The sequence below is a fragment of the Telluria sp. ZT3P26 genome (assembly GCF_059686035.1).
On record NZ_JCASII010000001.1, the window covers coordinates 1512736 to 1534259 of the forward strand.

Annotated in this window: 15 protein-coding genes and 1 pseudogene; 9 read left to right on the forward strand and 7 right to left on the reverse strand. The window is 64.4% G+C overall.

All coding sequences use genetic code 11. The features are described from left to right. Positions 1-46: 46 nt before the first annotated feature. The gene (locus tag AC56LN_RS06755) at positions 47-1633 is read right to left on the reverse strand and encodes a L,D-transpeptidase family protein (protein ID WP_499570571.1); all 1587 of its coding nucleotides are present in this window, start codon (positions 1631-1633) and stop codon (positions 47-49) included. A 127-nt stretch (positions 1634-1760) separates the two neighbouring features. Beyond that, a complete protein-coding gene (locus tag AC56LN_RS06760) occupies positions 1761-3818 on the reverse strand; it encodes a TonB-dependent receptor (protein ID WP_499570573.1) in 2058 nt (685 codons plus the stop codon). Positions 3819-4179: 361 nt separating this feature from the next. Here AC56LN_RS06760 and AC56LN_RS06765 point away from each other — a divergent pair, with 361 nt between their 5' ends. From AC56LN_RS06765 to AC56LN_RS06785, 5 genes are all read left to right on the forward strand, one after another. Then, positions 4180-5541 carry an MmgE/PrpD family protein gene (locus tag AC56LN_RS06765; RefSeq protein ID WP_499570574.1) on the forward strand — a complete coding sequence of 454 codons (1362 nt, stop codon included), beginning with the start codon at positions 4180-4182 and terminating at the stop codon, positions 5539-5541. Between the two features lie 53 nt (positions 5542-5594). Beyond that, entirely contained in the window at positions 5595-6530 is a 936-nt protein-coding gene (locus tag AC56LN_RS06770; protein ID WP_499570575.1) for a LysR family transcriptional regulator, read from the forward strand. Positions 6531-6606: 76 nt separating this feature from the next. Further along, entirely contained in the window at positions 6607-7818 is a 1212-nt protein-coding gene (locus AC56LN_RS06775; RefSeq protein ID WP_499570576.1) for a CaiB/BaiF CoA transferase family protein, read from the forward strand. Further along, the gene (locus AC56LN_RS06780) at positions 7815-8792 is read left to right on the forward strand and encodes a hydroxymethylglutaryl-CoA lyase (protein WP_499570577.1); all 978 of its coding nucleotides are present in this window, start codon (positions 7815-7817) and stop codon (positions 8790-8792) included. Before AC56LN_RS06775 ends, AC56LN_RS06780 begins: the two co-directional genes overlap by 4 nt. 53 nt (positions 8793-8845) lie before the next feature. After that, the gene (locus tag AC56LN_RS06785) at positions 8846-9832 is read left to right on the forward strand and encodes a Bug family tripartite tricarboxylate transporter substrate binding protein (protein WP_499570578.1); all 987 of its coding nucleotides are present in this window, start codon (positions 8846-8848) and stop codon (positions 9830-9832) included. Positions 9833-9847: 15 nt separating this feature from the next. On the opposite strand, the pseudogene AC56LN_RS06790 reads toward AC56LN_RS06785, so the two are convergent. Next, positions 9848-10004, reverse strand: a pseudogene (locus AC56LN_RS06790) (IS5/IS1182 family transposase); the annotation flags it as partial. 268 nt (positions 10005-10272) lie between these two features. On the opposite strand from AC56LN_RS06790, the gene AC56LN_RS06795 reads away from it, so the two are divergent. Continuing rightward, a complete protein-coding gene (locus AC56LN_RS06795; protein WP_499570579.1) occupies positions 10273-11076 on the forward strand; it encodes a hypothetical protein in 804 nt (267 codons plus the stop codon). Between the two features lie 86 nt (positions 11077-11162). On the opposite strand, the gene AC56LN_RS06800 is transcribed toward AC56LN_RS06795, so the two are convergent. Beyond that, on the reverse strand, positions 11163-13367 hold the full coding sequence (locus AC56LN_RS06800) for an EAL domain-containing response regulator (protein WP_499570580.1): 2205 nt from the start codon (positions 13365-13367) through the stop codon (positions 11163-11165). A gap of 163 nt (positions 13368-13530) precedes the next feature. Here AC56LN_RS06800 and AC56LN_RS06805 point away from each other — a divergent pair, with 163 nt between their 5' ends. Beyond that, complete coding sequence (locus AC56LN_RS06805) at positions 13531-14151, forward strand: hypothetical protein (RefSeq protein WP_499570581.1); 621 nt, start codon at positions 13531-13533, stop codon at positions 14149-14151. A gap of 65 nt (positions 14152-14216) precedes the next feature. Here AC56LN_RS06805 and AC56LN_RS06810 read toward each other — a convergent pair whose 3' ends face one another. After that, positions 14217-16958, reverse strand: coding sequence for a TonB-dependent receptor (locus AC56LN_RS06810; protein WP_499570582.1), 2742 nt, complete (start codon positions 16956-16958; stop codon positions 14217-14219). 169 nt (positions 16959-17127) lie between these two features. Continuing rightward, on the reverse strand, positions 17128-17574 hold the full coding sequence (locus AC56LN_RS06815) for an RcnB family protein (protein WP_499570583.1): 447 nt from the start codon (positions 17572-17574) through the stop codon (positions 17128-17130). A gap of 197 nt (positions 17575-17771) precedes the next feature. Here AC56LN_RS06815 and AC56LN_RS06820 point away from each other — a divergent pair, with 197 nt between their 5' ends. Further along, positions 17772-18740 (forward strand): hypothetical protein, encoded by a 969-nt coding sequence (locus AC56LN_RS06820; protein ID WP_499570584.1) that lies wholly within the window; start codon positions 17772-17774, stop codon positions 18738-18740. Here AC56LN_RS06820 and AC56LN_RS06825 read toward each other — a convergent pair. Continuing rightward, positions 18715-19947, reverse strand: a complete 1233-nt coding sequence (locus tag AC56LN_RS06825) for a sugar diacid recognition domain-containing protein (protein WP_499570585.1) — start codon at positions 19945-19947, stop codon at positions 18715-18717. The genes AC56LN_RS06820 and AC56LN_RS06825 overlap by 26 nt on opposite strands. A gap of 255 nt (positions 19948-20202) precedes the next feature. On the opposite strand from AC56LN_RS06825, the gene AC56LN_RS06830 reads away from it, so the two are divergent. Next, complete coding sequence (locus AC56LN_RS06830; protein WP_499570586.1) at positions 20203-21516, forward strand: MFS transporter; 1314 nt, start codon at positions 20203-20205, stop codon at positions 21514-21516. Positions 21517-21524: the final 8 nt, after the last annotated feature.

The window sequence follows — 21524 nt, forward strand, 5'->3', positions numbered from 1 at the left end:
ACGGGATGGCGCAGGGGAACGCCGTGGCCGCGCCACGGCGGCGCGTTCATTCCAGCTGCAACGCAGCGATGAGCGCATCATCGCGCCCGTAGATATCGGGTGCGAACAATGCCCGGCCCTCGCGATCGACCAGCGCGGTCGCATAAAACAGCACGACCGGCACCGGCGCAGGCAGGGTGACGGTCCGGTTCTTTCCGCCGCTCATGGCAGCGGCCACCTGTTGAGCGCTCCACTGCTGCGGATCGGCCAGCACGAACTGCGCGAGCTCGGCCGGTTGTTCGACGCGGATGCAGCCATGGCTCAGGTCCCGGTGCGTGCGCTTGAACAGCTCCCGGGCCGACGTGGAGTGCAGGTAGATATTCATCGGGTTGGGCAGCGCGAACTTGACGTCGCCCAGCACATTGCGTGGGCCAGGCCGCTGCCTGACCCTGGCGCTGCCGGCCCGCAGTTGGCTCAGCGCAGCGCCGGCGCCGGCCTGCAGTACGCGCCCGTCCGGCCCCACCAGCTCCATGTCATTCTGCTGCAGATAGGCAGGATTGCGCGTTAGCTTCGGTACGATTTCATTCTTCTGGATACTGGCAGGCACATTCCAGTAGGGCGCAAATTCCAGGTAGCGCATGGCGCCGATAAACAGGGGTGTGGGCGTGCGGCCGCGCGCGCCGACGATCACGCGCATTTCCAGCGCGGGGTTTGCGAAGTTGTCCCGCGCATCGAACGCCCACAAGCGGTAGGTGGGCACGTTCACGGCGACCACGCGCCCGTGCGCCGGGGGCGGCGGCAACCAGCGCAGGCGTTCGAGCGTCAGCGCCAGCTGGGCGATGCGATGCGTGAGCGGCACCGACAACGCCGTGACCGTTGCGGCGCCCAGCACGCCGTCGTCGTCCAGCCCGTGACGGGACTGGAAACGCCGCACGGCGCCCGCGAGTTCTGGCGTGTAGATCCCGTCGCTGACCGGGCTCGACCCGGCGTCCAGGTCACCCAGCAAGCGCAGTCTTTCCGCGAGAGCGGACGCACCCGCATAGGGTTCGCCTGCGTGGATGCCGCCCCGCGCGACAGGTGGCAGCGCGGGCCACGCCGGTGCCATCTTCGACAAGGCCCGGTACTGCGCCAGTGTTGCCTTGACCCTGCCATACAACGGAATGGCCGGCACGGCGCCATCGATGGCCTGCGCCAGCCCTTGCGCATCGTGCACCGTGGCCAGGCGCTGGCGCGGGTCGAAGCCGGTGTCGGGCGCCGCCGCTACCCGGCTGGCCCAGGCAGCGCGGCCACTGTGCAGATCGCACAGGTACTGCACCATGGCGCCGTTCAGGTCATGCATGAAGGCCGCCGATTGGCCGTCCGGCCCGGCCAGCCGCTGCGTAAGTTGCTCCACCTGGTAGCGCCGTCCATCGAGGCCGTGTTCGGGCGCCGCGCGCAGCAGTTGCAGTGCGTGGGTTGCCATCCCATGCGCGCCGGACAGCCAGGGCACGGCGGACGAGGGGAGATGGTCGGCTTGTACAGCCTCCGGCGCGCACGGGAGCGCGTCGCTGGCGAGCGCGCCGGAGCCAGTGGCAGCCTGGAGAAGAAACAGCAGGACGAGGTGCCCGGCGCCGCCGTGCGCTTTGGCGGGCCAGGTCAGGCGGGGAAATAGCATGGGGTGTGGTGCATGTGCTGTGATGAAGCGTTGATGTGACAGGCATCAAAATTACGCCTTGCAGCACTGGGCGGTCGTTGATCTGCATCAATTCAATCGGACGCCCGTCCCGATGACCAAGCCACGATCAGAAGTAGTAACGCAGCGACGCCCCGGCTGTCGCCTGCGGCACGGTCGTCACCAGCAAGCCACCGGCCGTGCCGTACGCGATGTCGCTGGCGAACGCATGCGGCTGCAGCGTCGCGAACAGCGCGCCCTGGAACTTGCCCAGATCGTAGGTCGCCTTCATGTCATAGCGCACATAGGTCGGCATGTCGCGCTCGTACAGCGGCGTGCCCATGTAATAGGGATTGCCGGCCGTGACGTACACGTCGCCACTCAGCGACAGCCGGCCCGGGCCCATCGCCGTGCGGTACTGGACGCCGGCTTTCCACGTGTGTTCCGGTACCGAAAGGCGCGGGCCGGCGCCGGGCGCCGGATTGTCCAGCTGCGCACGCAGGATACGGCCGTAGCTCAGGTACGTGTTCAGCGCGCTGCTGAACTGGTAGTGCAGGTCAAATTCGAGACCGCGGCGCGTGGTCTGGCCGGATGCCACGAACACGTCCGGCGCCGTGTTGATGATCTCGTCGTCGTTCTCGATGGCATAGAACGCGCCCGACACGCTCAGGCCGTCCAGCGGCGCCGCCTTGAAGCCGATGTCATGCGAGCGCACCCGGCTCGGATCGATACCCGGATTGCTGCGACCGCCCGGTGCGCCCAGCGGGCCCAGGCTGCCGCTGGTGCTGATCTGCTCGGCGGCAGGGGAACGGAAGCCTTGGGCGACGTTCGCGTACAGCTCGACGGCAGGCAGGACGTTCCAGATCGCGCCGTATTTCGGCGTCACCACCGAGGCTTCGTAGCCGGTCGATGCGGCGGGCAGCTTGCGGTTGACGAGGTCGTAGTCGAAACGGTCATAGCGCGCGCCGCCGTGCAGCTTGAGCGTGGGCAGGATGCGGTACTGGCCCTGGAGGAACGCGCCGTAGGTCAGCAGGTCGAGGTTCTGGTTGTTGACGTAGCTGGCGGTCGGCTGGCGGTTGCGGTATTGCTGGCGGAACGCGTCGCCCTTGTCCCGGCGCGCCTCAAGGCCGACCGTCAGCATGCCGGCATCGCCGAAGGCCCAGGTCGTGCCGCCGCGCGCGCCGAAGATGTCACGCTCGTCGTAGCCGTAGGTGTGCAGTGTGGTGCTGGTCTGGATCGCGCGGCTGCGCGCAAAATCCTCGGCATAGGCCGTGGCGAACCAGCCGGCCTCACCCGTTGCCGGACTGCGGTTGAACACGAGCGTCTTGCGGTGCGCGTCGCCAAAGCCCGGCAGGTTGAACATGGTGTCGTGCGGATCGACCAAGCCCGCTTCCATGGCCGGCAGCGACAGGTAGCCGGCGCCGGCATAGTCCGACTTGTAATAGGTGGCGCGCAGGCTGTAGACGCCGTCGCCGATATGGGTCGAGAGCTTCCAGAACAGATTGTTGCGGTCGAGGCTGGCGCCGTGGCGGAAACCGTCGAGGCTGTAGCGGTCGGCCACCAGCAGCGATCGGACGCAGCCGAACTCATTCGACAGCACGAGCGAGCCGCGCCGCCCGCCGTAGCTTTCCACCGTCACCGTCGCGCTCGACGGCGTGGCCGCGCCGCCTTCGCGGGTGCGGATCGCCACCGCGCCGGCGCGGTTCTGGTCACCGAACATAGCGGACACCGGGCCCTTGATCACGTCGAAGGTATCGATCATGTCACCGGTCATCCATTCGAGGAAGGCCGGGCCGTGGCCCGCGCCGCCCTGGCTGGATGGAATGTTCTGCGGCACGCCATCGATATAAATAGCAGTGTCGGCGCCGTGCGTGCCCTGGGTGGCGAAGCCGCGCATCCGGAATCCGTTGCCGGTGTCGCCCTGGTCGATATTGTTGGCGACCACGCCCGGCACGCGCCGGAACACGTTCGAGATGTCGCGCCCGATGTCGAGCGTGGCCAGGTCTTCGGCCGTCACGGTGGTCACGCTGCCCGGCAGCGCCCTGGCGCCCAGGCCTGGGGCCAGCCGCTCCTCGTCGCCGCGTTGGCCCCGGACTTCGACGACCTGCGCCGAGGGTGCGGCCAGACGCGCGAGGTCAGGCGTCTCATCAGCCGCGACGGCGGCACCGCCAGACAGGCACATAAGCATGACGGCGTGGGAAATCGCAGACGGGCGGGTGGAACGGGTGGCGGATTGCAAGATCGATACTCCAGAGAGGACGGCAGGGTGAGAGGGAAAATTGTCAGGCCGGATGTCTGCGGCATGCCCGATTGGCGTGCAGGTTGACGGAAGGCCACACGATACGATTCTTAATGATAATGATATCTCATTACTGGGAGTGCGAACCATGTTTATTGATTGGCAGCATTAGCGCTTGACAATCGCAGAGCTCCACTGAGCCAACAGCCTCATGCTGGTATCAGATTTTTCTATTTCAGCTTGACGTGTATTGCTCTCTATGATGGTCAAACCGCGCCAATGCACCGATATGAAGATTCCAGGAGACCACATGGCTGACCACCATCACCCGAGCCAGCAGCTCGCCAGCTTCGCCGCCACGCTGCGCTACGAGCAGATTCCCGACGCCGTGCGCATGCGCACTGAAGACCTGTTCCTCGACTGGATCGGTTCCGCGCTGGCCGGCCGCACGGCGCGCGCCGTGCAAACGATCGATCGCTATGCGCAGACGATGGGGCCGGGCAGCGGCGCCTGCGAGGTGCTGATCTCGCGCCGCACCACCACGCCGATGTTCGCGGCGATGGTCAACGCCGCTGCCTCGCACGTCGCCGAACAGGATGACGTGCACAACGGCTCGGTCTTCCATCCGGGCGCGGTCGTGTTTCCGGCAGCCCTGGCGGTCGCCCAGTCGATCGGCGCCAGCGGGCGCGACCTGCTGACGGCGGTCGTGGCCGGCTATGAAGTGGGGATCCGCGTCGGCGAGTTTCTCGGTCGTTCGCACTACCGCATCTTCCACACGACGGGCACCGCAGGCACGCTGGCCGCCGCGACGGCAGCGGGGCACTTGCTCAAGCTCACTCCCGACCAGATGCTGCATGCGTTCGGTTCGGCCGGCACGCAGGCGGCGGGCCTGTGGGAATTCCTGCGCGATGCCGCCGACTCGAAGCAGTTGCACACGGCCGCCGCGGCCGCGAATGGCCTGACATCGGCCTACCTGGCGCAGGACGGCTTTACCGGTGCGCGCCGCATCCTTGAGGGCGCGCAGGGCATGGCGGCGGGCATGTCGAGCGACGCTGATCCGGCCAGATTGACCGACCGCCTGGGCGAGCGCTGGGCGCTGGCCGAGACGTCCTTCAAGTTTCACGCGTCGTGCCGGCACACGCATCCGGCTGCCGACGCCTTGCAGCAGGTGATGCGAACCCACGGCCTGCAACCCGGGCAGATCACGCGCGTCGTCGCGCACGTGCATCAGGGCGCAATCGACGTGCTGGGTGCGGTCGTCGATCCGCACACGGTGCACCAGGCCAAATTCTCGATGGGGACCGTGCTGGCGCTGATCGCGCATTACGATGTGGCCGGCCTGAGCCAGTTCGAGGACCATTTCAATGCCGCGCCGATCGCGGCGTTTCGTGGCAAGGTGGGCATGGAATTCGACGACGAAGTCGACACCGCCTATCCGGCGCGCTGGATCGGCAAGGTCACGGTCGAGACGACCGATGGGCGGCGCCTCACTGGCCGGGTCGACGAACCGAAGGGCGACCCCGGCAACACGCTGTCGCGCCCTGAACTCGAACAGAAAGCGCTGCGCCTGGCGCTGTTCGGCAAGGCCGCAAGCGAGGCCGAGATGCATGTGCTGGCCGGGCGCATCTGGAACCTGGCGGACGCGCCCACAGTGGGAAACCTGCTGGCCTGAGAAGACCTGATACAGTCGTGGCACTTTTGTCTCCCGCTGTATCAGCTTTTTCGATGGCATTGAACAATATCCTCAGAAGGCTGGACCTCACCAGCCTGCAGCTTTTCCTGGCCATCCACGAAGAAGGATCACTCACCCGCGCCGCCGAGCGCGAAGCCATTGCCGTCTCGGCTGCCAGCAAGCGGCTGGCCGACATGGAGGGGGCGCTGGGCGTGGCGCTGATGGTGCGCACCGCGCGCGGCATGACCCTGACCCCGGCCGGCGAATCGCTGCTGACGCACGCGCGCCGCATCCTGCTCAGCGTCGACAAGATCGGCCAGGAACTGGCCGAGCACGCCCAGGGCCTGCGCGGCTACGTGCGCATGGTGGCAAACCTGTCGGCCATCGTGGAATTCCTGCCGGAAGACTTGCGCGCCTTCCTGAATCTGCACGAGCAGATCCGGCTCGACCTCGAGGAACGCCCCAGCGGCGATGTCGTCAAGGGCGTTGAAGACGGCTTTGCCGAGATCGGCATCTGCTCGGGCGACACCGATACCCGCGACCTGCACAGCCAGTTGTACCGGCGCGATCGCGTCGTGCTCGTCATGCGCCACGACCACGCGCTGGCCGGGCGTGACCGCGTGCCGTTCGCGGACACGCTCGACTTCGATCACGTGGGCCTGCACGCAGACAGCTCGATCAACAAGCGCACGCACCTGGCCTCGCGCGCCTCCGGCCGGCCATTGAAAACCCGCATCCACGTGCCTGGCTTCGACGCCGTGTGCCGCATGGCGCAGGTAGGCATGGGCCTGGGCGTGATCCCCTACGAAGTGTTTACCGCCATCGGCCAGCCGCTGGGCCTGGTGGCCGTCGAGATCGACGAGCCGTGGGCCGAGCGCGAGCTGCGCATCGTCGTGCGGGAAGAAAAAGGCCTGTCACCGGTGACGCGGGCGCTGCTGGCGCATCTCGGGGCCGCCGAAGAGCGTTCGCGGTTGACGAAGGCTCGTTGAAAAGAAACGGTTGGACGGGCAGGGCCCGTTGTCTCTATGCTGGGTCGACAGGTCACAACAACCGACGAGATCCAGCATGAACCTCAACAACAGCATTCCCGACGGCGCCCTGCGTGGCGTGCGCGTCATCGAAATGGGCCAACTGATTGCGGGCCCGTTCGCTGGCAAAACATTGGGCGAATTCGGCGCCGATGTCATCAAGATCGAGGCACCCGGCAGCGGCGATCCGCTGCGCAACTGGCGCATGATCAAGGAAGGTACGTCCGTCTGGTGGCAGGTGCAGTCGCGGAACAAGCGCTCCATTGCCCTCGACCTGCGCAGCGCCGAGGGCCAGGACATTGCCCGCAAACTGATTGCCGAAGCCGATGTGCTGATCGAGAACTTCCGCCCCGGCACCCTGGAAGGCTGGGGTATGGGCTGGGAGGCGCTGTCGGCCATCAATCCGGGCCTGGTCATGCTGCGCATCTCGGGCTATGGCCAGACCGGGCCGTACCGCGATCTGCCGGGCTTCGGCGCCATCGGCGAAGCGATGGGCGGCTTGCGCCACCTGACGGGCGAGCCGGACCGCGTGCCGGTGCGCTGCGGCGTGTCGATCGGCGATACGCTGGCGGCTCTCCATGGCACGATTGGCGTACTGACCGCGCTGTACCACCGCAAGGTCAATGGCGGCATGGGCCAGGTGATCGACGTCGCCCTGCACGAAGCGGTGTTCAATGTCATGGAAAGCCTGCTGCCCGAATACAGCGCCTTTGGCGCCGTGCGCGAAGCCGCCGGCAGCGCGCTGCCCGGCATCGCGCCGTCGAACGCCTACCGCTGCAACGATGGCTACGTGCTCATCGCCGGCAACGGCGACAGCATCTTCAAGCGCCTGATGACCGTGATCGGGCGCGACGACCTGGCGCACGATCCGGCGCTGGCCGACAACGCTGGCCGCGTCGTGCGCGTGGCCGAGATCGACGCCGCCATCAGCGTCTGGACGGCAACGCGCCCGATCACCGAGGTCCTCGACCTGCTGGGCGGCGCCCGCGTCCCGGCCGGCAAAGTCTATACGGCAAAAGACATCGCGGAGGATCCCCATTACCGGGCGCGCGACATGATCCTGGCCCAGTCCACGCGCGACGGTTACGACCTCGAGGTGCCGGGCGTCGTTCCCAAGTTGCTGGGCACCCCGGGCAGCGTCCGCACTTCCGCCCCTGGTCTTGGCGACGATACCGATGGCGTGCTGCGCGAACTGGGATTGAGCGAGCCGGACATCGCCGCCTTGCGCGACAAGGGAGTGGTCGCATGAACCGGTGGAACGGCGCTGGCCGCCGCATCCACATGCAGGAAGTCGGCACGCGCGACGGCTTGCAGGCCGAGTTGGTGTTCGTGCCGACCGCCGACAAGATCGCCCTGGTCAACAGCCTGTCGCAGGCTGGTATGGCCAAGATCGAAGTGACCGCCTTTGTTTCGCCCAAGGCGATTCCGGCGCTGGCCGATGCCCAGCAGGTGATGCTCGGCATCGAGCGGGTGCCGGGCGTGATCTACAGCGCGCTGGTGCCGAACGTGCGTGGCGCCGAGCGCGCGATCGAGAGCCGCACCGACGAACTGAACCTGGTGATGTCGGCCAGCGAAACGCACAACCTGGCCAATCTGCGCATGACGCAGGCGCAATCGTTCCAGGGCTTGTGCGAAGTGGCCGCCCTGGCGCGACAGGCGGCGCTGACCGTGAATATCTCGTTGTCGTGTTCGTTCGGCTGCCCGATGGAAGGCGACGTGCCCGAAGACACGGTGCTGGCCTGGTGCGCGCGCTTCATCGACGAGGCGGGCGCCGGCGGGATCACCCTGTGCGACACGACCGGCATGGCGTATCCGAGCCAGGTCGCGTCGCTGACGGCGCGTTTTCGCGCAGCCTGGCCGAATACTGAACTGAGCCTGCACTTTCACAATACCCGCGGCATGGGGCTGGCCAACGTGCTGGCCGGGATTGATGCGGGCGCCGACCGCTTCGACGCGTCGCTTGGCGGCATTGGTGGCTGCCCCTATGCACCCGGCGCCTCGGGCAATGTCTGCACTGAAGAGGTGGTGCATGCGCTGCAGTTGATGGGCTACGACACGGGTGTCGATCTGGGGCGCTTGCTGGACGCATCGTCACGGCTGCCGGCGCTGATCGGGCACGAGACGCCGAGCCAGATCGTCAAGGCGGGCCGGCGGCTTGACCTGCACCGGCCACCCGGGGATTTTGCAGCGATCAGGGAGCGCGCGGAAGCTCGCCCGGCTTGAGTCCGGGCCATCGCCGGAATGCAAACAACTATTTTAATAATTCAGGAGACACCATGAAATCGATCCACTCGCTGCGCATGCGCGCCAGTATGCTCGCCGTCGGCGCAGCACTTGTCAGCATCGGCGCGCACGCGCAGGACAACTATCCCGCGCGCGCCATCACGCTGATGGTCTCGGCCGCACCGGGCGGCACCACCGACCTGGCCGCGCGCATGATTTCCGATCCGCTGTCCAAGGCTCTGGGCAAACCGGTCGTCGTCGAGAACCGGCCGGGCGGGGCAGGCGCGATCGCTGCCTCGGCCGTCAAGCGGGCCAAGCCGGACGGCTACACCTTGCTGGTGCAGTACTCGGGCTTTCACGTCATCACGCCGCACGTGGTCAAGGCCGGGTTTGATCCGATCAAGGACTTCACCCCCGTTGCAAACCTGATCGTGGCGCCGCAAGTGTTTGTCGTGCGGCCCGATCTGCCGATCAAGACGCTGCCCGAGCTGGTCAGCTACGCCAAGGCACACCCCGGCAAACTCAATTACGCGTCGTCCGGCAATGGCTCGCTGCAGCACGTGACGGGTGAAATGCTGAACCAGATGAGCGGCACCAATATCGCCCACGTGCCGTACAAAGGCACGGGCCCGGCGATTACCGATCTGCTCGGTGGCAACGTCGAGATGACCTTCACGACGGCGCCGCCGTTGCTGGCCCACATCCGGTCCGGCAAGCTGCGCGCGATTGCCGTCACCGGCAATGTCGCGCTGCCGAGCCTGCCCAACGTGCCGACGACCGCGACGATCAAAGGGTACGAGAAGCTGGACGTGAGTTCATGGTTTGCCGTGTACGCGCCCGCCAACACGCCCAAGCCGATCGTGGACAAGCTGACTGGCGAGATCAAGAAAATCATGGCGACCGACGCATTCAAGCGCAAGGCGCAGGAGCAGGGTGCGTATGCGGTCTACATGACGCCGCAGGAACTGGCAGCGCATACCAGTAAGGAATATCAGACGTGGGGCAAATTTGTGAAGGATGCGAAGATCACGGGGGAGTGAGTGGGCGTGTCGTCGCTTCTCCCAGATTTTTCTGCCAAGCCGACGCGTGGCCGCCAGGATGGCGTTGCGGGCGATGGCACCACGGCGCTGGTCCCTCCATGGATGGACGTTCTCTTCGAGCAGGGAGAATCGCCTTCGCCCCATGTAGCGCAGTCGCGCCGTGACCGCCTTTCAAGCCCTCGATCGTCAAGCTGGACTGGATCGTTGCCTCGCTGTACTTCAGGTTGCGGCCCGCTTTCCCCATGCGCTGCCGTGCCAGCGCATGCTCTTGTCCAACCAGACAAGCAGGGACCCCGCGCCCATATGCGACGAGGAAAACGATTGTAAGAACTGAAAATTTACAACTTGCCTTGCGACAATTGGCGAGTAATCGTCAGAAGTTTTCCGTTAGGATATATCGATGTCATTACTTATCCACTTCGGACTGGGGACTTTTCACCATGAAGGAAAAAAATATTTTTTTAACGGCTGGAATGATTGTTGCAGTGATTCTTTCGAGCATGGCGCTGCATGTCTTTGCAGAACCCAATGATATTGCCGTGGCGCGAACTCTGTTCCAGCAGCGTTGCAATACAGCCGGAGAGAAAATTACGAGGACCGTCGAGGATGTGGATGGTCTGCTGCTACTGAAGATCCGTTCCCGCAACATCAACTACCGTCAACAGTTCGCCCTTGATGATCCGTACGGGAGAGACCTTACCGGAGATGGCTATATTGAAAGTTTTCTTGGGGCGCACCATGATCTGCCTGGCCATATTGAGCGCGCAGAAGGGCGGATCGCTCCTCCTCAGAGGCAAGTTGGATATAGGTACGTGGACGCCAGTGACCCTGAGGATGGGAAACGATATCGCTACTCAGGTTTCATCGAGCAACCAGGCTTGAAGGACCCACGCTATGTAAAGGGTTATTTCAGAGTGGTATTGGTGTCCAGCCCTACCAGTGAGCCAGCACCACGCTATGGCGTTACTTATGAGGATATTTCGACAGCCGATGATCGTCGTTACTGGATTGCGGGTAGCTCGCTCAAAGTTATTGACCTACTCCGCAACGAAGTCATTGCCGAGAGGATCGGATACATGATGGATCCCGGCCAAGGTGCCGACGGGGGCGGCAGGTCGCCTTGGCTGATGGCCGCTGCCCATGCGTGCCCTGCCTTCAAGGGCCGGCGCGCCTTTTCTGCTCAAAGCGGTCAAACGGCCCGCTTCGTTGAGAAAGTATTGCGGCCACGTCCCAAAAACCAATAACCAACAACCAGGATGCTCCCCAAGGTGGCATTGCGGGCCGTGGCGCCAGGGTGCTGGGCCTTCTTCCATGGCTTGACGCCGCAGTGCTACGAATTGAGCACGTTGACAAACCCCCCCAACGGCATCGGCCGGTGAAACAAAAAACCCTGCATGGTCGAACACCCGTGCGCGCGCAGATAGCGCGCCTGTGCTTCCGTCTCGACACCTTCGGCCACCAGGTCCAGATTCAGGCCGCGTGAAATCGAGATGATCGCCAGCACCACCGGGTAATGCCCGTCCTCGTCGCTGATCTGCTGCACGAATGACTGGTCGATCTTGATGGTCTGGATCGGGAACCGGTGCAGGTACGCGAGCGACGAATAGCCGGTACCAAAATCGTCGATGGCCACCGACACACCCAGTTGCCCGAGCTTTTTCAGCTGCTCGATCGCGTACTGCGGATTGCGGATGCAGATGTTTTCCGTGATCTCGACGGCGATGCGCCCGGGGCCGATGTCGTAGCGCTCCAGGGCTGTGCGCATCGTTTCGAAGAATTTGCTGTGGTCGAGATAATGCGGCGACAGATTCAGCGACAGCGTCAACGGGTTGGCACCGTCCGTGCCCCAGTGCGCCATGTCGCGGCACAGCGTGTCGATCATCCACTCCGAGATGGGGATGATGAGGCCACTTTCTTCGGCGAACGGCAGGAACTCGGCAGGCATGATCAGGCCGCGCACCGGATGGTTCCAGCGCATCAGCGCTTCGGCGCCGATGATGCGGCCACTGGCAGCGTCGATCTGCGGCTGGTAGTACATCTCGAGTTCGTTGCGCTCGAGCGCGCGTCGCAGATGCTGTTCCAGCGCGACGTTCTGGTGCAGCGCGTCGTGCATCGACGGATCGTAGAATGCATGGCCGTTCTTGCCGAGGTCCTTGACGCGGTACATCGCGATGTCGGCATTGCGCAGCAGTTCGTCGATCGACTCGCCGTGCTCGGGGTAGATAGCCACGCCGATCGATGCCGAGATATGCACCTCGGTGCCGGCGAGGTCGAATGGCTGATGCAGCCGCTCGATGAACTTGTCGGCGACCACGCGCGCGTCGTCGCGCGAGCGCAGGTCGGGCAGCACGATCGTGAATTCGTCGCCACCCTGGCGCGCCAGCGTATCGCCCTTGCGCAGGCAGTCCTTCAGGCGCTGCGCCACTTGCTGCAGCAACTTGTCGCCGTGGCCGTGGCCGAGCGTATCGTTGACCAGCTTGAAGCGGTCCAGGTCGATGAACATCACCGCCAGTTCGGCGCGCTTGCGGCGCGCCTGCAGCATCGCCAGGCCGAGCCGGTCCTTGAACAGCACGCGGTTGGGCAGGTCGGTCAGGATGTCGTGGTAGGCCTGGTGATGGATGACCGCCTCGGCACGCTTGCGCGCGCTGACGTCGCGGGCGATGCCGTAGGTGCCGACATAGGTCGGCGTGTGCGGATCGCGTTTTTCGCGGTGCATGCCGATCGCGTTGAGCGAGATCGTCATCACGGAGGTGTCGGCGACGGTGGCGTGGCCATGCATCGGGCCCGCCCGGCACGTCACGCGCAGCTCGACGTCGCGCGAGGCCCGTTCGCCGACGCGCCGCTCGTTGAATACGTACAGTGCGCGCTCGTGGTCTTCGGCAAGCAGCAGCGCCGTGTAGTGCTGGCCCAGCAGCTCTTCCCGTTCATAGCCCAGCATCTGGCACGCGCGGTCGTTCACGTAGGTAAAGCGGCCTTCGTGACCGAGCATGTAGATCATGTCGGGCGAGGCGTCGACCAGGTAACGGTATTTTTTCTCGGACAGCGCGAGCGCCGCCACCATGCGACGGTTGATCTGCTGCAGGTCGCGCTGCCTGAGCGCGTTTTCCACCGTGCGCAGCAGTTCTTCGCGGCTGAACGGCTTGCGCAGGTAATCATGGGCGCCGCGCTTCAAGGCCCCGATGGCCGAATCGATGCCGACGGTGCCGCTGACAACGATGACGTCGGCCTTCATGTCGTGTTGATTGATGAAGTCCATGACCTGATGCCCATCGACATCCATCATCAAGAGGTCAAGCAGCACCAGGTCGAAGCGCTGCTCTGCCAGGCACGCCAGCGCGGCGGTGCCGCTGTCGGCCGTCGTGATGGCGTAGCCGCTGCCTTTGAGCATTTCCTGCAGTGAGGCCAGTACGCGCGGCTCGTCGTCGACCAGCAGCAGGCGGGGGCGGTGGGGAGGGGTGGTGACGGAAGCGTCAAGATGAGTGGGCAACGTGCCCCGGATGCTGGCCGGGAGTCCGGTAGTTCGAAATCGATTCATCGTCATTCTGTCAGAGCCGTGCGATTTTCTGTGCCTGGCGCCCGTGAGGGTTGCAGTCGTTCATGTTTTATCTGCTACATAATGCCAGCTTATCCGTTGCATTTGAGGCATGACAATGCAATCGTGTGCAGAAATTTGGCTGTCAGAGGATTTTCGTTCCAGTATGGAGACAGAACAGCTGACACACGTTCCGCTTTTCGTGATGACGACCTGTCAAGATTGCTGTTTTGTCTTCGCCGGCGGGGGCGACCGTGTTCAGGGCACAGTTGCTCTTCTGGTAGACTCGGGCAGAGGCTGCAAGGCAGGCGCAGAGGTCGATCCATCGACCGCGCGTTGCTTCGATCGCGGCGCGCCATTTCAGAGGGAATCGATTCGGGAGATCAATATGGGTGGTTTGGACAAGCAATTCGTCGCGCTGGTGTTCTTGATGTCAGCAGGCCATGGCCAGGCGGCTCAGTTGAACACCCAGTCGGATGCGCCCACGGTCACGTCGATGGCCGTTTGTCCGGCCCAGGACATTTCGTTTTTCATCCAGCGATTTTCCAGTGACGAGGCAGTGCAGCGCAGCCATACCTCGATCCAGGCGGCTGCATTCCCCGTCATGCCACTGGTGCAAGAGCGTAAGGACAATGCGCTCGTCATGCAACTGGAAGACGTACGACCCGCCACCGCGCGCGTCGATCTGTCCGGGCCCGACACGGGTTCCCTGGTGTCGTACTACTTCAAGATGGATGATTGCTGGAGACTGATCCGTATCGAGAACCAGTCTCCCTCACGCAGCTGATATTACGATCGTAAGCGGTCTCGACATGACAATACGACGCGCATTGCGTGGAGACCGCTCAGACCCTATCTGAACGAGTAATTGGCACTGGCATAGAAACGGCGTCCGCGCGGATCCGTATAGCTTGGGTCATAGCCCGACAAGAAGTAATAGGCCTGGTTCGAATACGGCGGGCTCGTGTCGAACAGATTCTGGATGCCCACGCGCAGCTTCAGGTGTGCATCGACTGCATACGCGCCCGACAGATCCCACAGCGAATAGCGCTTGACCCGGTTGGCCGCCACTACGCTGCCGTTGTCGATATTGATCGCCGTGTTCTGGTCGTCATAGCCGCTCGAGAACGTGTTTTGCAGGCTGGCCGACAGCGGTCCGCGATCCCAGTCAACGCTCACCGTGTGCCGCCAGCGCTGGACCACACCGTCGGTCACGAAGCGGTTCAGGTTGCTCACGAACGCATCGCCGGGGGCATTCTGGATTTTCGACGTCAGCACATAGGTGCCGTTCAGGCGCCCACCGAAGCGGCCAACGGCCGTATCGATGCCGCGTACCGTCAGTGCCAGGTCGATGCCGCGTGCCAGTTGCGCGCCGCGGTTGTCCTTGCGCAGTTCGATGTAGTCGATCAGCCCGTCCTCGTCGCGATACACCAGGTCGCCATACTTGGCCAGGTTGCCAAGGATGATGTCGTCGCCGATTTCGCTGATGAGGTTCGTGCGCTTGATATTCCAGTAATCGACCGATGCGCTGACATGCTTGCCGGCGGCGAACACGGCGCCCAGCGAGAACTGGCGGCTGCGCTCGGGCTTCAGCTGATCGTTGCTGTAGCGGCGGGTGTCCCAGTTGTCGGCGCAGTCCGAATAATTGTTCTCGACCGTGGCGCAGTAGACCGGATCGGGCAGGGTGGCCGTGCTGCTGTACACGGTCGGACGATACAGCTCCGTCATCGACGGTGCGCGGAAGCCCCGGCCGGCCGAGCCGCGCAGCAGCAGCGCATCGCTTGGCCGGTAGGTCAGGCCGATCTTCGGACTGGCCGCGCCGCCCACGTTTTCGTAATGGTCGTAGCGCGCCGACAATTGCGCTTCCCACTGCTTTGCGAACGGCACCAGCACTTCGCCATAGACTGCCGCCACATCGCGGCGGTCGCTGGTGGCGCGGCCGCCTTCCGGCGCCGCGTCATTGTTGATGTTGTCGCTCAGGAGCAGGGCAGATGGCGTGAAGCGGTTCTTCTCGCGCCGCGCTTCGCCGCCGATGGCCACTGCCAGCTCGCCGCCGGCCATCGGCATCAGGGCCCGCGAAAATTTCACATCGACGGCGTCGAGCGTACCGCGCGCGCGGCGCACGACGTCATCGACCTGGATGCTGTCGATCAGCGCCTTGCCTTCCGGGCTCGACGGACCGAACGGGTTGATGCGGCCGTCGGCGATCCCTTCGAGCAGCTCGTTGTAGAGCACGTAGCCATGGGTGTCGCGGTCCTTGACCGTGTTGACGCTGTGGTTGTACGCGGTGTCGTAATCCCAGCCGCCCACGGTGCCCGTCATGCCGACGACGACGCGCACGCCTTCGCTGGTGAGCGTGCTGGTGCGCTGGCCCGCTTCGTTCAGGCGCATGCGCAGTTCCAGTTCGCCCGGGATGTCGTCGTCCAACTGGTCCAGGCCAGTGCCGGCCAGTTGCGGCACCCGCGAATAATCGACGTAGCCGGTCACGCGTGCCGACGAGCCGGTGTAGTCGGTCTTGGCGCGGCTCAGTGCCACTTCGGCATACGCCTGGTGCGAGCCGCCCAGCTTGATGACGGCGCGGCTGAGCAGGCTGGCTTTTTCCGACTTTGGATACAGCTCGGTGTCACCCATGTAGTTATAGGTGCAGGCATCGACGCCACCCGTGCCGTCCGGCAGGTAGACATTGGCCGGCGGCGCGCAGCCGGGGACCGACAGGTTGATCAGGCGGTTGGTGATCGGCCGGCCATTGAGTGTGAAGCCGATCTCCTGCAGGTGGTCGCGCTGGGCCGAGGTCAGGCGGATATTGGCCGGACTGGTGTAGCTGGACAGCAGGTGGCCGAGGCGCTGCTCGACCTGCAGGCCGGGAATGAAGCTGCGCTGCGATGTATTCAACGGATTGGTGCGCTGGAAGTCGGCCACGGCGAACACGTTGTAGCCATCGCGTTCGAGCACGCCCTTGCCGGCACTGAGGCTGGCAGTACGCTTGCCGGCGCCGCCTTCGTCGGTCGTGCCGACGTACACGTTCGCTTCCAGTCCCTGGAAATCCTTGCGGGTGATGAAGTTGATGACGCCACCGATCGCATCGGTGCCATACAGCGCCGATGCGCCGTCGAGCAGCACTTCAACGCGCTCGAGGGCCGCGGCCGGGATATTGTTCAGGTCAACGCCGCTGTCGTCGCCGGGAGAAGCAAAGTTGGCCATGCGCCGGCCATTGAGCAGCACCAGCGTGGACGAGGTGCCGATGCCGCGCAGGTTGGCGCTGTTGAAGCCGCGCTGGTCGCCGCCGACATTGATGCTGGCGCCATCGGTCAGGCCGTTGCTGTTGGCTGACACGCGCCCCATGAGTTCGGCGGCCGTGGTCACGCCCGTTTTCTCGATTTCTGCTCGTGAAATCGTTTGCACCGGCAGCGCAGTTTCAGACTGCACACGGCGGATCGCCGAGCCCGTGACTTCGACGCGCGGCAAGTCGGTTGCCGTTACCGCAGGCAGTGTTTGCGCGGCGAGGGGCAGGCTGGCCAGGGCAATGGTCGTCCCGGCGCAGGCCAGAAGGACACCGCGCACGGCGCGTGCGCCTGGTTTCAAATTCGTATTCATCAATTCTCCGTGATTGCATCAAGCGTATTGATTGATATTAAACGTGCGAAGGGTTGAAGGGATGCAACAAATGGAGACGAATGAATGGATGTTGTAAATATGGTACGCGCGTGCGAAAAAAAACCGCCACGTCTTTCGACGGGCGGTTTTTATTCGCATTGAACGGTGTTTAATTCGCGAACAATACCTGGGCAATAATCCCGCTGGCAATCGCGGCCAGCACATAATCGTTTCCGGTCTGGACCCAGTGATAACCACGTGGTGGCGCGCTCAGGTGGCGACCGCGCCAGTCATTCACGACGTAACGGTTATTGCGGTATTCCTTGTGCAGCTTGCCCCCACGGCGCAGATCGTGGCGTGGACCGCCGCCCCGCGTATCGTCACGGCGATAATATTGGGCGCTGTCGTTGCGATGCTTGTTGTCGTGGGCACGTGGGCCGCCGTTGTGCCGGCGATCATCGTCGCGACGGTCATTGTCGCGGCGGTCATCGCGCTGCTGCGAATAGCCGTTGCGATCGTGATCGCGGTCGTTTCCGTGATCACCGCGTTGTGCAAATGCGCTGCCACTCACGGTAAAGGTCAATGCAATCAATGCTGCGATGAACTTGGTTTTCATTTTTATTTCTCCTGGTGGCCGATCCGTTGAATCGATGAGTTCATTAAACTACGGCCACCGCCTAACATGTTAAGAATTCCAGTAAGCAATGCTACAAAGTGTGTCTGCGCCAGCCGTCGACATAATGTGTGACTAATCGCGCGGGAGCGCTCGATATACTCGGTGCGATCGACGCAGATAACGGAAGAGACGCTGTCATGGAAAAACGTTCGCGACAATGGCTTGTCGGCGCGCTCGTGGTGGCTGGTATTGCAGGGGCGGGGCTCATGTGGCGCGGTTCGGCCATTGACACGACGGGCCAGGTGGCGGGCGAACCTCGTCAGGCTGCATCACGGCCAGCACCCCCGTCCGTGATGCAGCCAGTGCAGGGCATACCGGCTGCGTCGATACCGGCGTCGGTGCTGGCGGCCGCCGCTGACCATCGCCTGAGCGCGCATGTGGCCAGCCTCCTGGCATCGCACGACCCGCACGATGCTTACGCGGCCTACATGCTCGTCTCGACCTGCGCGGCGTTCAACCGGCGGCATGATCTCGCTGTCCAAGACAGCACAGCGGGCGCCAGACGCAGCCTGAATGCCGATGAGCGACGCAATATGACGCGCATGTGCGGCGTGATGACGGAGCGCGAGCGGCTGGCCCGGCTCGATTACCTGACCACGGCCGTCAAGGCCGGCGTACCCGGCGCGGCATGGATGTACGCTGCCGAAGGTCCGTTCGGCGACCCGAGTGCGCCGACCACGCGACCAGACGATCCTCTGGTGCGCGAGTGGAAAGCGACGGCGGCCAGCCAGCTCGACGCGGCAGCCGAAACGGGCGACACGACTGCACTCATGCTGTGGGGGATGCAGAAGCTGGGCGGTTCAAACCTGACGGACAAGCATCCCGTGCAGGGGTACGGCTACCTGCTCGCCGTTGGTCTGATCGAGGCAGACGTCGCGCAGCCTGGCGACCCGTCACCGCAGATGTTTGCCGAAGGCAGCGGCTTGCTGACGGCGCTGGGTGGCCAGCTGACGCCGGCGCAGCGCGCGGCCGCCCTGGCCGAAGCGCGCCGCATTGCTGCGGCTGCGAAAGCCCGGCGCGAGCGGGACGACAAGCAGTCGGGCGCGACGCCGGCGTCGATGCCGACCGGCGCCTTGCCGGCTACGCCGCCGGGTCAGCGGGGCTGACGGGCGGGCTTGCCGTCCCGCTCAGGGTCGGGCTCAAGGTCGGACTCATGGTTGGGCTCAAGGTTGGGCTCAACAACGACGACACATACAGCAGCAGCTTGTCTTCGCTCGACCCGAGGTCCAGGCCCGTGAGTTCACCGATGCGGCGCAACCGGTAGTCGAGTGTGTTGCGGTGGATGCCCAGCGCCTTTGCGGTGGTGGCCGAGTTCTCGTTCTGCGCGAACCACGCGGACAGCGTCGCGCGCAGCATGGCGCGGCTCTTGTCGTGCGCGAGCCGCGCGATCGGCATGCGCAGCTGGTGCGCCTGCCAGCCATTGTCCAGCCCCGACAGCAGCACCGGCAAGGCCATGTCGTAATAACTGAAGACCTGCTGCTGCGGATCGCGCGCCCGTCCCAGCCGGCTGGCGGTGCGCGCACTGCCATACGACATGGCCGCGCCGTCGATGCCGGGCAGGGCGATTCCCATCGACAGCGTAAACGGCAGCGTACATTCTTCGCGCAGCAGCTGGGCCAGGGCGTCGAGGCGGCGCTGCGGCGGTGTCTCGAGGCCCTTGCGTGACGGCTCCCACGCCTCGAGCAGCACCAGTTCGGCCGGCCCGACAGTGGCGGTGAGGGCGTCGTCGCGCCGCGCCAGGATCCGCATCTGCAGCAGTTGCACGGCGCCCGGCGCATGGTCCACCGCCGGCGGCACGCCCTGCAGCTCGACGAGGAACACGAGTTGCATGCGCTCGACGTCGATCCCGAGGCGCTGCGCCCAGCCTTCGAGTTCGGCGCGCGCGCCCGGCTCGTAGCGGATCAGGTTGAGCACGAAAGCTTCGCGGTAGCGCGAATGGCTCTGCAGCGTCTGGGTCAGGGCGGCCTGCTCGAGGATCATCTCGGCGCTGAGGCGTACCAGCTCGCCGAACTGGCGCACGGCGTCGGGCGCACCGGACAGGCCCACCGCCCCGCACACCTGGCCGCCGACGCACAGCGGCAGGTTGATGCCCGGCTGCGCGCCATGCAGCTTGTGCGCCGCCGCCGCATCGATTTCCGTCGTGAGCTTCTTGGCCAGTGCCAGCAGGGCGCCGGCATGCAGTTCGCCGACCCGCGCCGGATTGCCGCTGGCGAGGATCACGCCATGGGCGTCCATCACGTTGACGTTGAACGGGATGATGCGCATGGTGCGCGAGACGATTTCCTGCGCGAGGCGGGCGTCGAGGATGTGCATGGCGATATCAGGAGGGGAGGAATCGTTTGTGATTATGCACAATTTGGCGGCGCAGCGCCCGCGTTGGGTGGGTGCTGCCAGGCTTGTGTGAGGGCCACAGCTGGTTCGGTAGAGCCGCATTCTCCCGTAAAACTGTGCAGATGCCTGAAAAAAGGCATGAATGTGGCGCCGAATCTTGTGCGTGTCGCCGACGCTGTGCGCCCCTTGTTTGGATGATAATCTCGATGATTACATGACCATATATTCGGAGACAGCATGAGTACCATTGCCAGCACCCCCGGCCCGAGCCTGCTCGACGGCGCCTACCGCAAGGCCACGTGGCGCCTGATCCCCTTCATCTTCGTCTGCTACTTCTTCAATTACCTGGATCGCGTCAACGTCGGTTTCGCCAAGCTCGAGATGCTCGATGCGCTGCAACTGAGCGAGACCGTGTATGGCCTGGGGGCTGGCATCTTCTTCATCGGCTACGTGACCTTTGGCGTGCCGAGTAACCTCATCCTGCACAAGCTCGGCGCGCGGCGCTGGATCGCGGTGATGATGATGACCTGGGGCGCGCTGTCGGCCTGCATGCTGTTCGTGAGCACGCCGGTCGAATTCTATGTGCTGCGCTTCTTTACCGGTGTGGCCGAAGCGGGCTTCTTCCCGGGCATGGTCCTGTACTTCACCAAGTGGTTCCCGGCGCACAAGCGCGGGCAGGTGATGGCGCTGTTCATGTCGGCCATTCCTGTCTCGGGCCTGATCGGCGGCCCGCTGTCGGGCTGGATGCTCAGTCACTTCTCGGCCGGCCAGGGCGGCATGGATGGCTGGCAGTGGCTGTTCCTGCTGCAGGGCATCCCGACCGTGCTGCTGGGTGTCGCGGTGCTGTTTTACCTGAACGACAGCCTGGCGCAGGCGCCGTGGCTGACCGCCGAAGAAAAAACGGCGATGCAGACGGCGCTCGACGAGGACGAAGCGCAGCGCTCGAGCGGCACGCATGCGGTGCATTCGTTCGGAGCCGTGCTGCGTGACTGGCATGTGTGGATGCTCGGCTTCATCTACTTCAGCATCCAGATGGGCGTGTATGCGATCAACTTCTGGCTGCCGTCGATCATCAAGTCGCTCGGCTTCGAAAGCGCCACGACGGTCGGCTGGCTCAGCGCGATCCCCTACCTGTTCGCCGGTGTCTTCATGGTGCTGGTGGGCCGCTCGGCCGACCGCCGTCGCGAACGTCGCTGGCACCTGTCGGCGCCGCTGCTGATGGCGCTGGCCGGCCTGCTGCTGGCCGCGAACTTCTCGGATAACGTCATACTGGTGATGGTGGGCCTGAGCCTGGCGACGATGGGCGCGCTGACCGGCCTGCCGATGTTCTGGCCATTGCCGGCGGCGTTCCTGGGCAGCGCGGCCGCCGCCGCGGGCCTCGCGCTGATCAATTCGATGGGCCAGATCGCCGGTTTCCTCAGCCCGTTCCTGGTGGGCTGGATCAAGGATGCTACCGGCAGCACGGACATGGCGCTGTACATCCTGTCGACCGTGCTGTTCATCGGCGCGATGCTGGTGCTCGTGGTGCCTGCACGCCTCGTCAATCGTTGATCGGAGCG

Coding starts and splice junctions, on each gene's coding strand:
- AC56LN_RS06785 (WP_499570578.1), top strand. CDS start 8,846: ATGAAATCGATCCACTCGCTGCGCATGCGCGCCAGTATGCTCGCCGTC.
- AC56LN_RS06780 (WP_499570577.1), top strand. CDS start 7,815: ATGAACCGGTGGAACGGCGCTGGCCGCCGCATCCACATGCAGGAAGTC.
- AC56LN_RS06775 (WP_499570576.1), top strand. CDS start 6,607: ATGAACCTCAACAACAGCATTCCCGACGGCGCCCTGCGTGGCGTGCGC.
- AC56LN_RS06815 (WP_499570583.1), bottom strand. CDS start 17,574: ATGAAAACCAAGTTCATCGCAGCATTGATTGCATTGACCTTTACCGTG.
- AC56LN_RS06800 (WP_499570580.1), bottom strand. CDS start 13,367: ATGAATCGATTTCGAACTACCGGACTCCCGGCCAGCATCCGGGGCACG.
- AC56LN_RS06755 (WP_499570571.1), bottom strand. CDS start 1,633: ATGCTATTTCCCCGCCTGACCTGGCCCGCCAAAGCGCACGGCGGCGCC.
- AC56LN_RS06765 (WP_499570574.1), top strand. CDS start 4,180: ATGGCTGACCACCATCACCCGAGCCAGCAGCTCGCCAGCTTCGCCGCC.
- AC56LN_RS06795 (WP_499570579.1), top strand. CDS start 10,273: ATGAAGGAAAAAAATATTTTTTTAACGGCTGGAATGATTGTTGCAGTG.
- AC56LN_RS06760 (WP_499570573.1), bottom strand. CDS start 3,818: ATGCTTATGTGCCTGTCTGGCGGTGCCGCCGTCGCGGCTGATGAGACG.
- AC56LN_RS06770 (WP_499570575.1), top strand. CDS start 5,595: ATGGCATTGAACAATATCCTCAGAAGGCTGGACCTCACCAGCCTGCAG.
- AC56LN_RS06825 (WP_499570585.1), bottom strand. CDS start 19,947: ATGCACATCCTCGACGCCCGCCTCGCGCAGGAAATCGTCTCGCGCACC.
- AC56LN_RS06810 (WP_499570582.1), bottom strand. CDS start 16,958: ATGAATACGAATTTGAAACCAGGCGCACGCGCCGTGCGCGGTGTCCTT.
- AC56LN_RS06820 (WP_499570584.1), top strand. CDS start 17,772: ATGGAAAAACGTTCGCGACAATGGCTTGTCGGCGCGCTCGTGGTGGCT.
- AC56LN_RS06805 (WP_499570581.1), top strand. CDS start 13,531: ATGGAGACAGAACAGCTGACACACGTTCCGCTTTTCGTGATGACGACC.
- AC56LN_RS06830 (WP_499570586.1), top strand. CDS start 20,203: ATGAGTACCATTGCCAGCACCCCCGGCCCGAGCCTGCTCGACGGCGCC.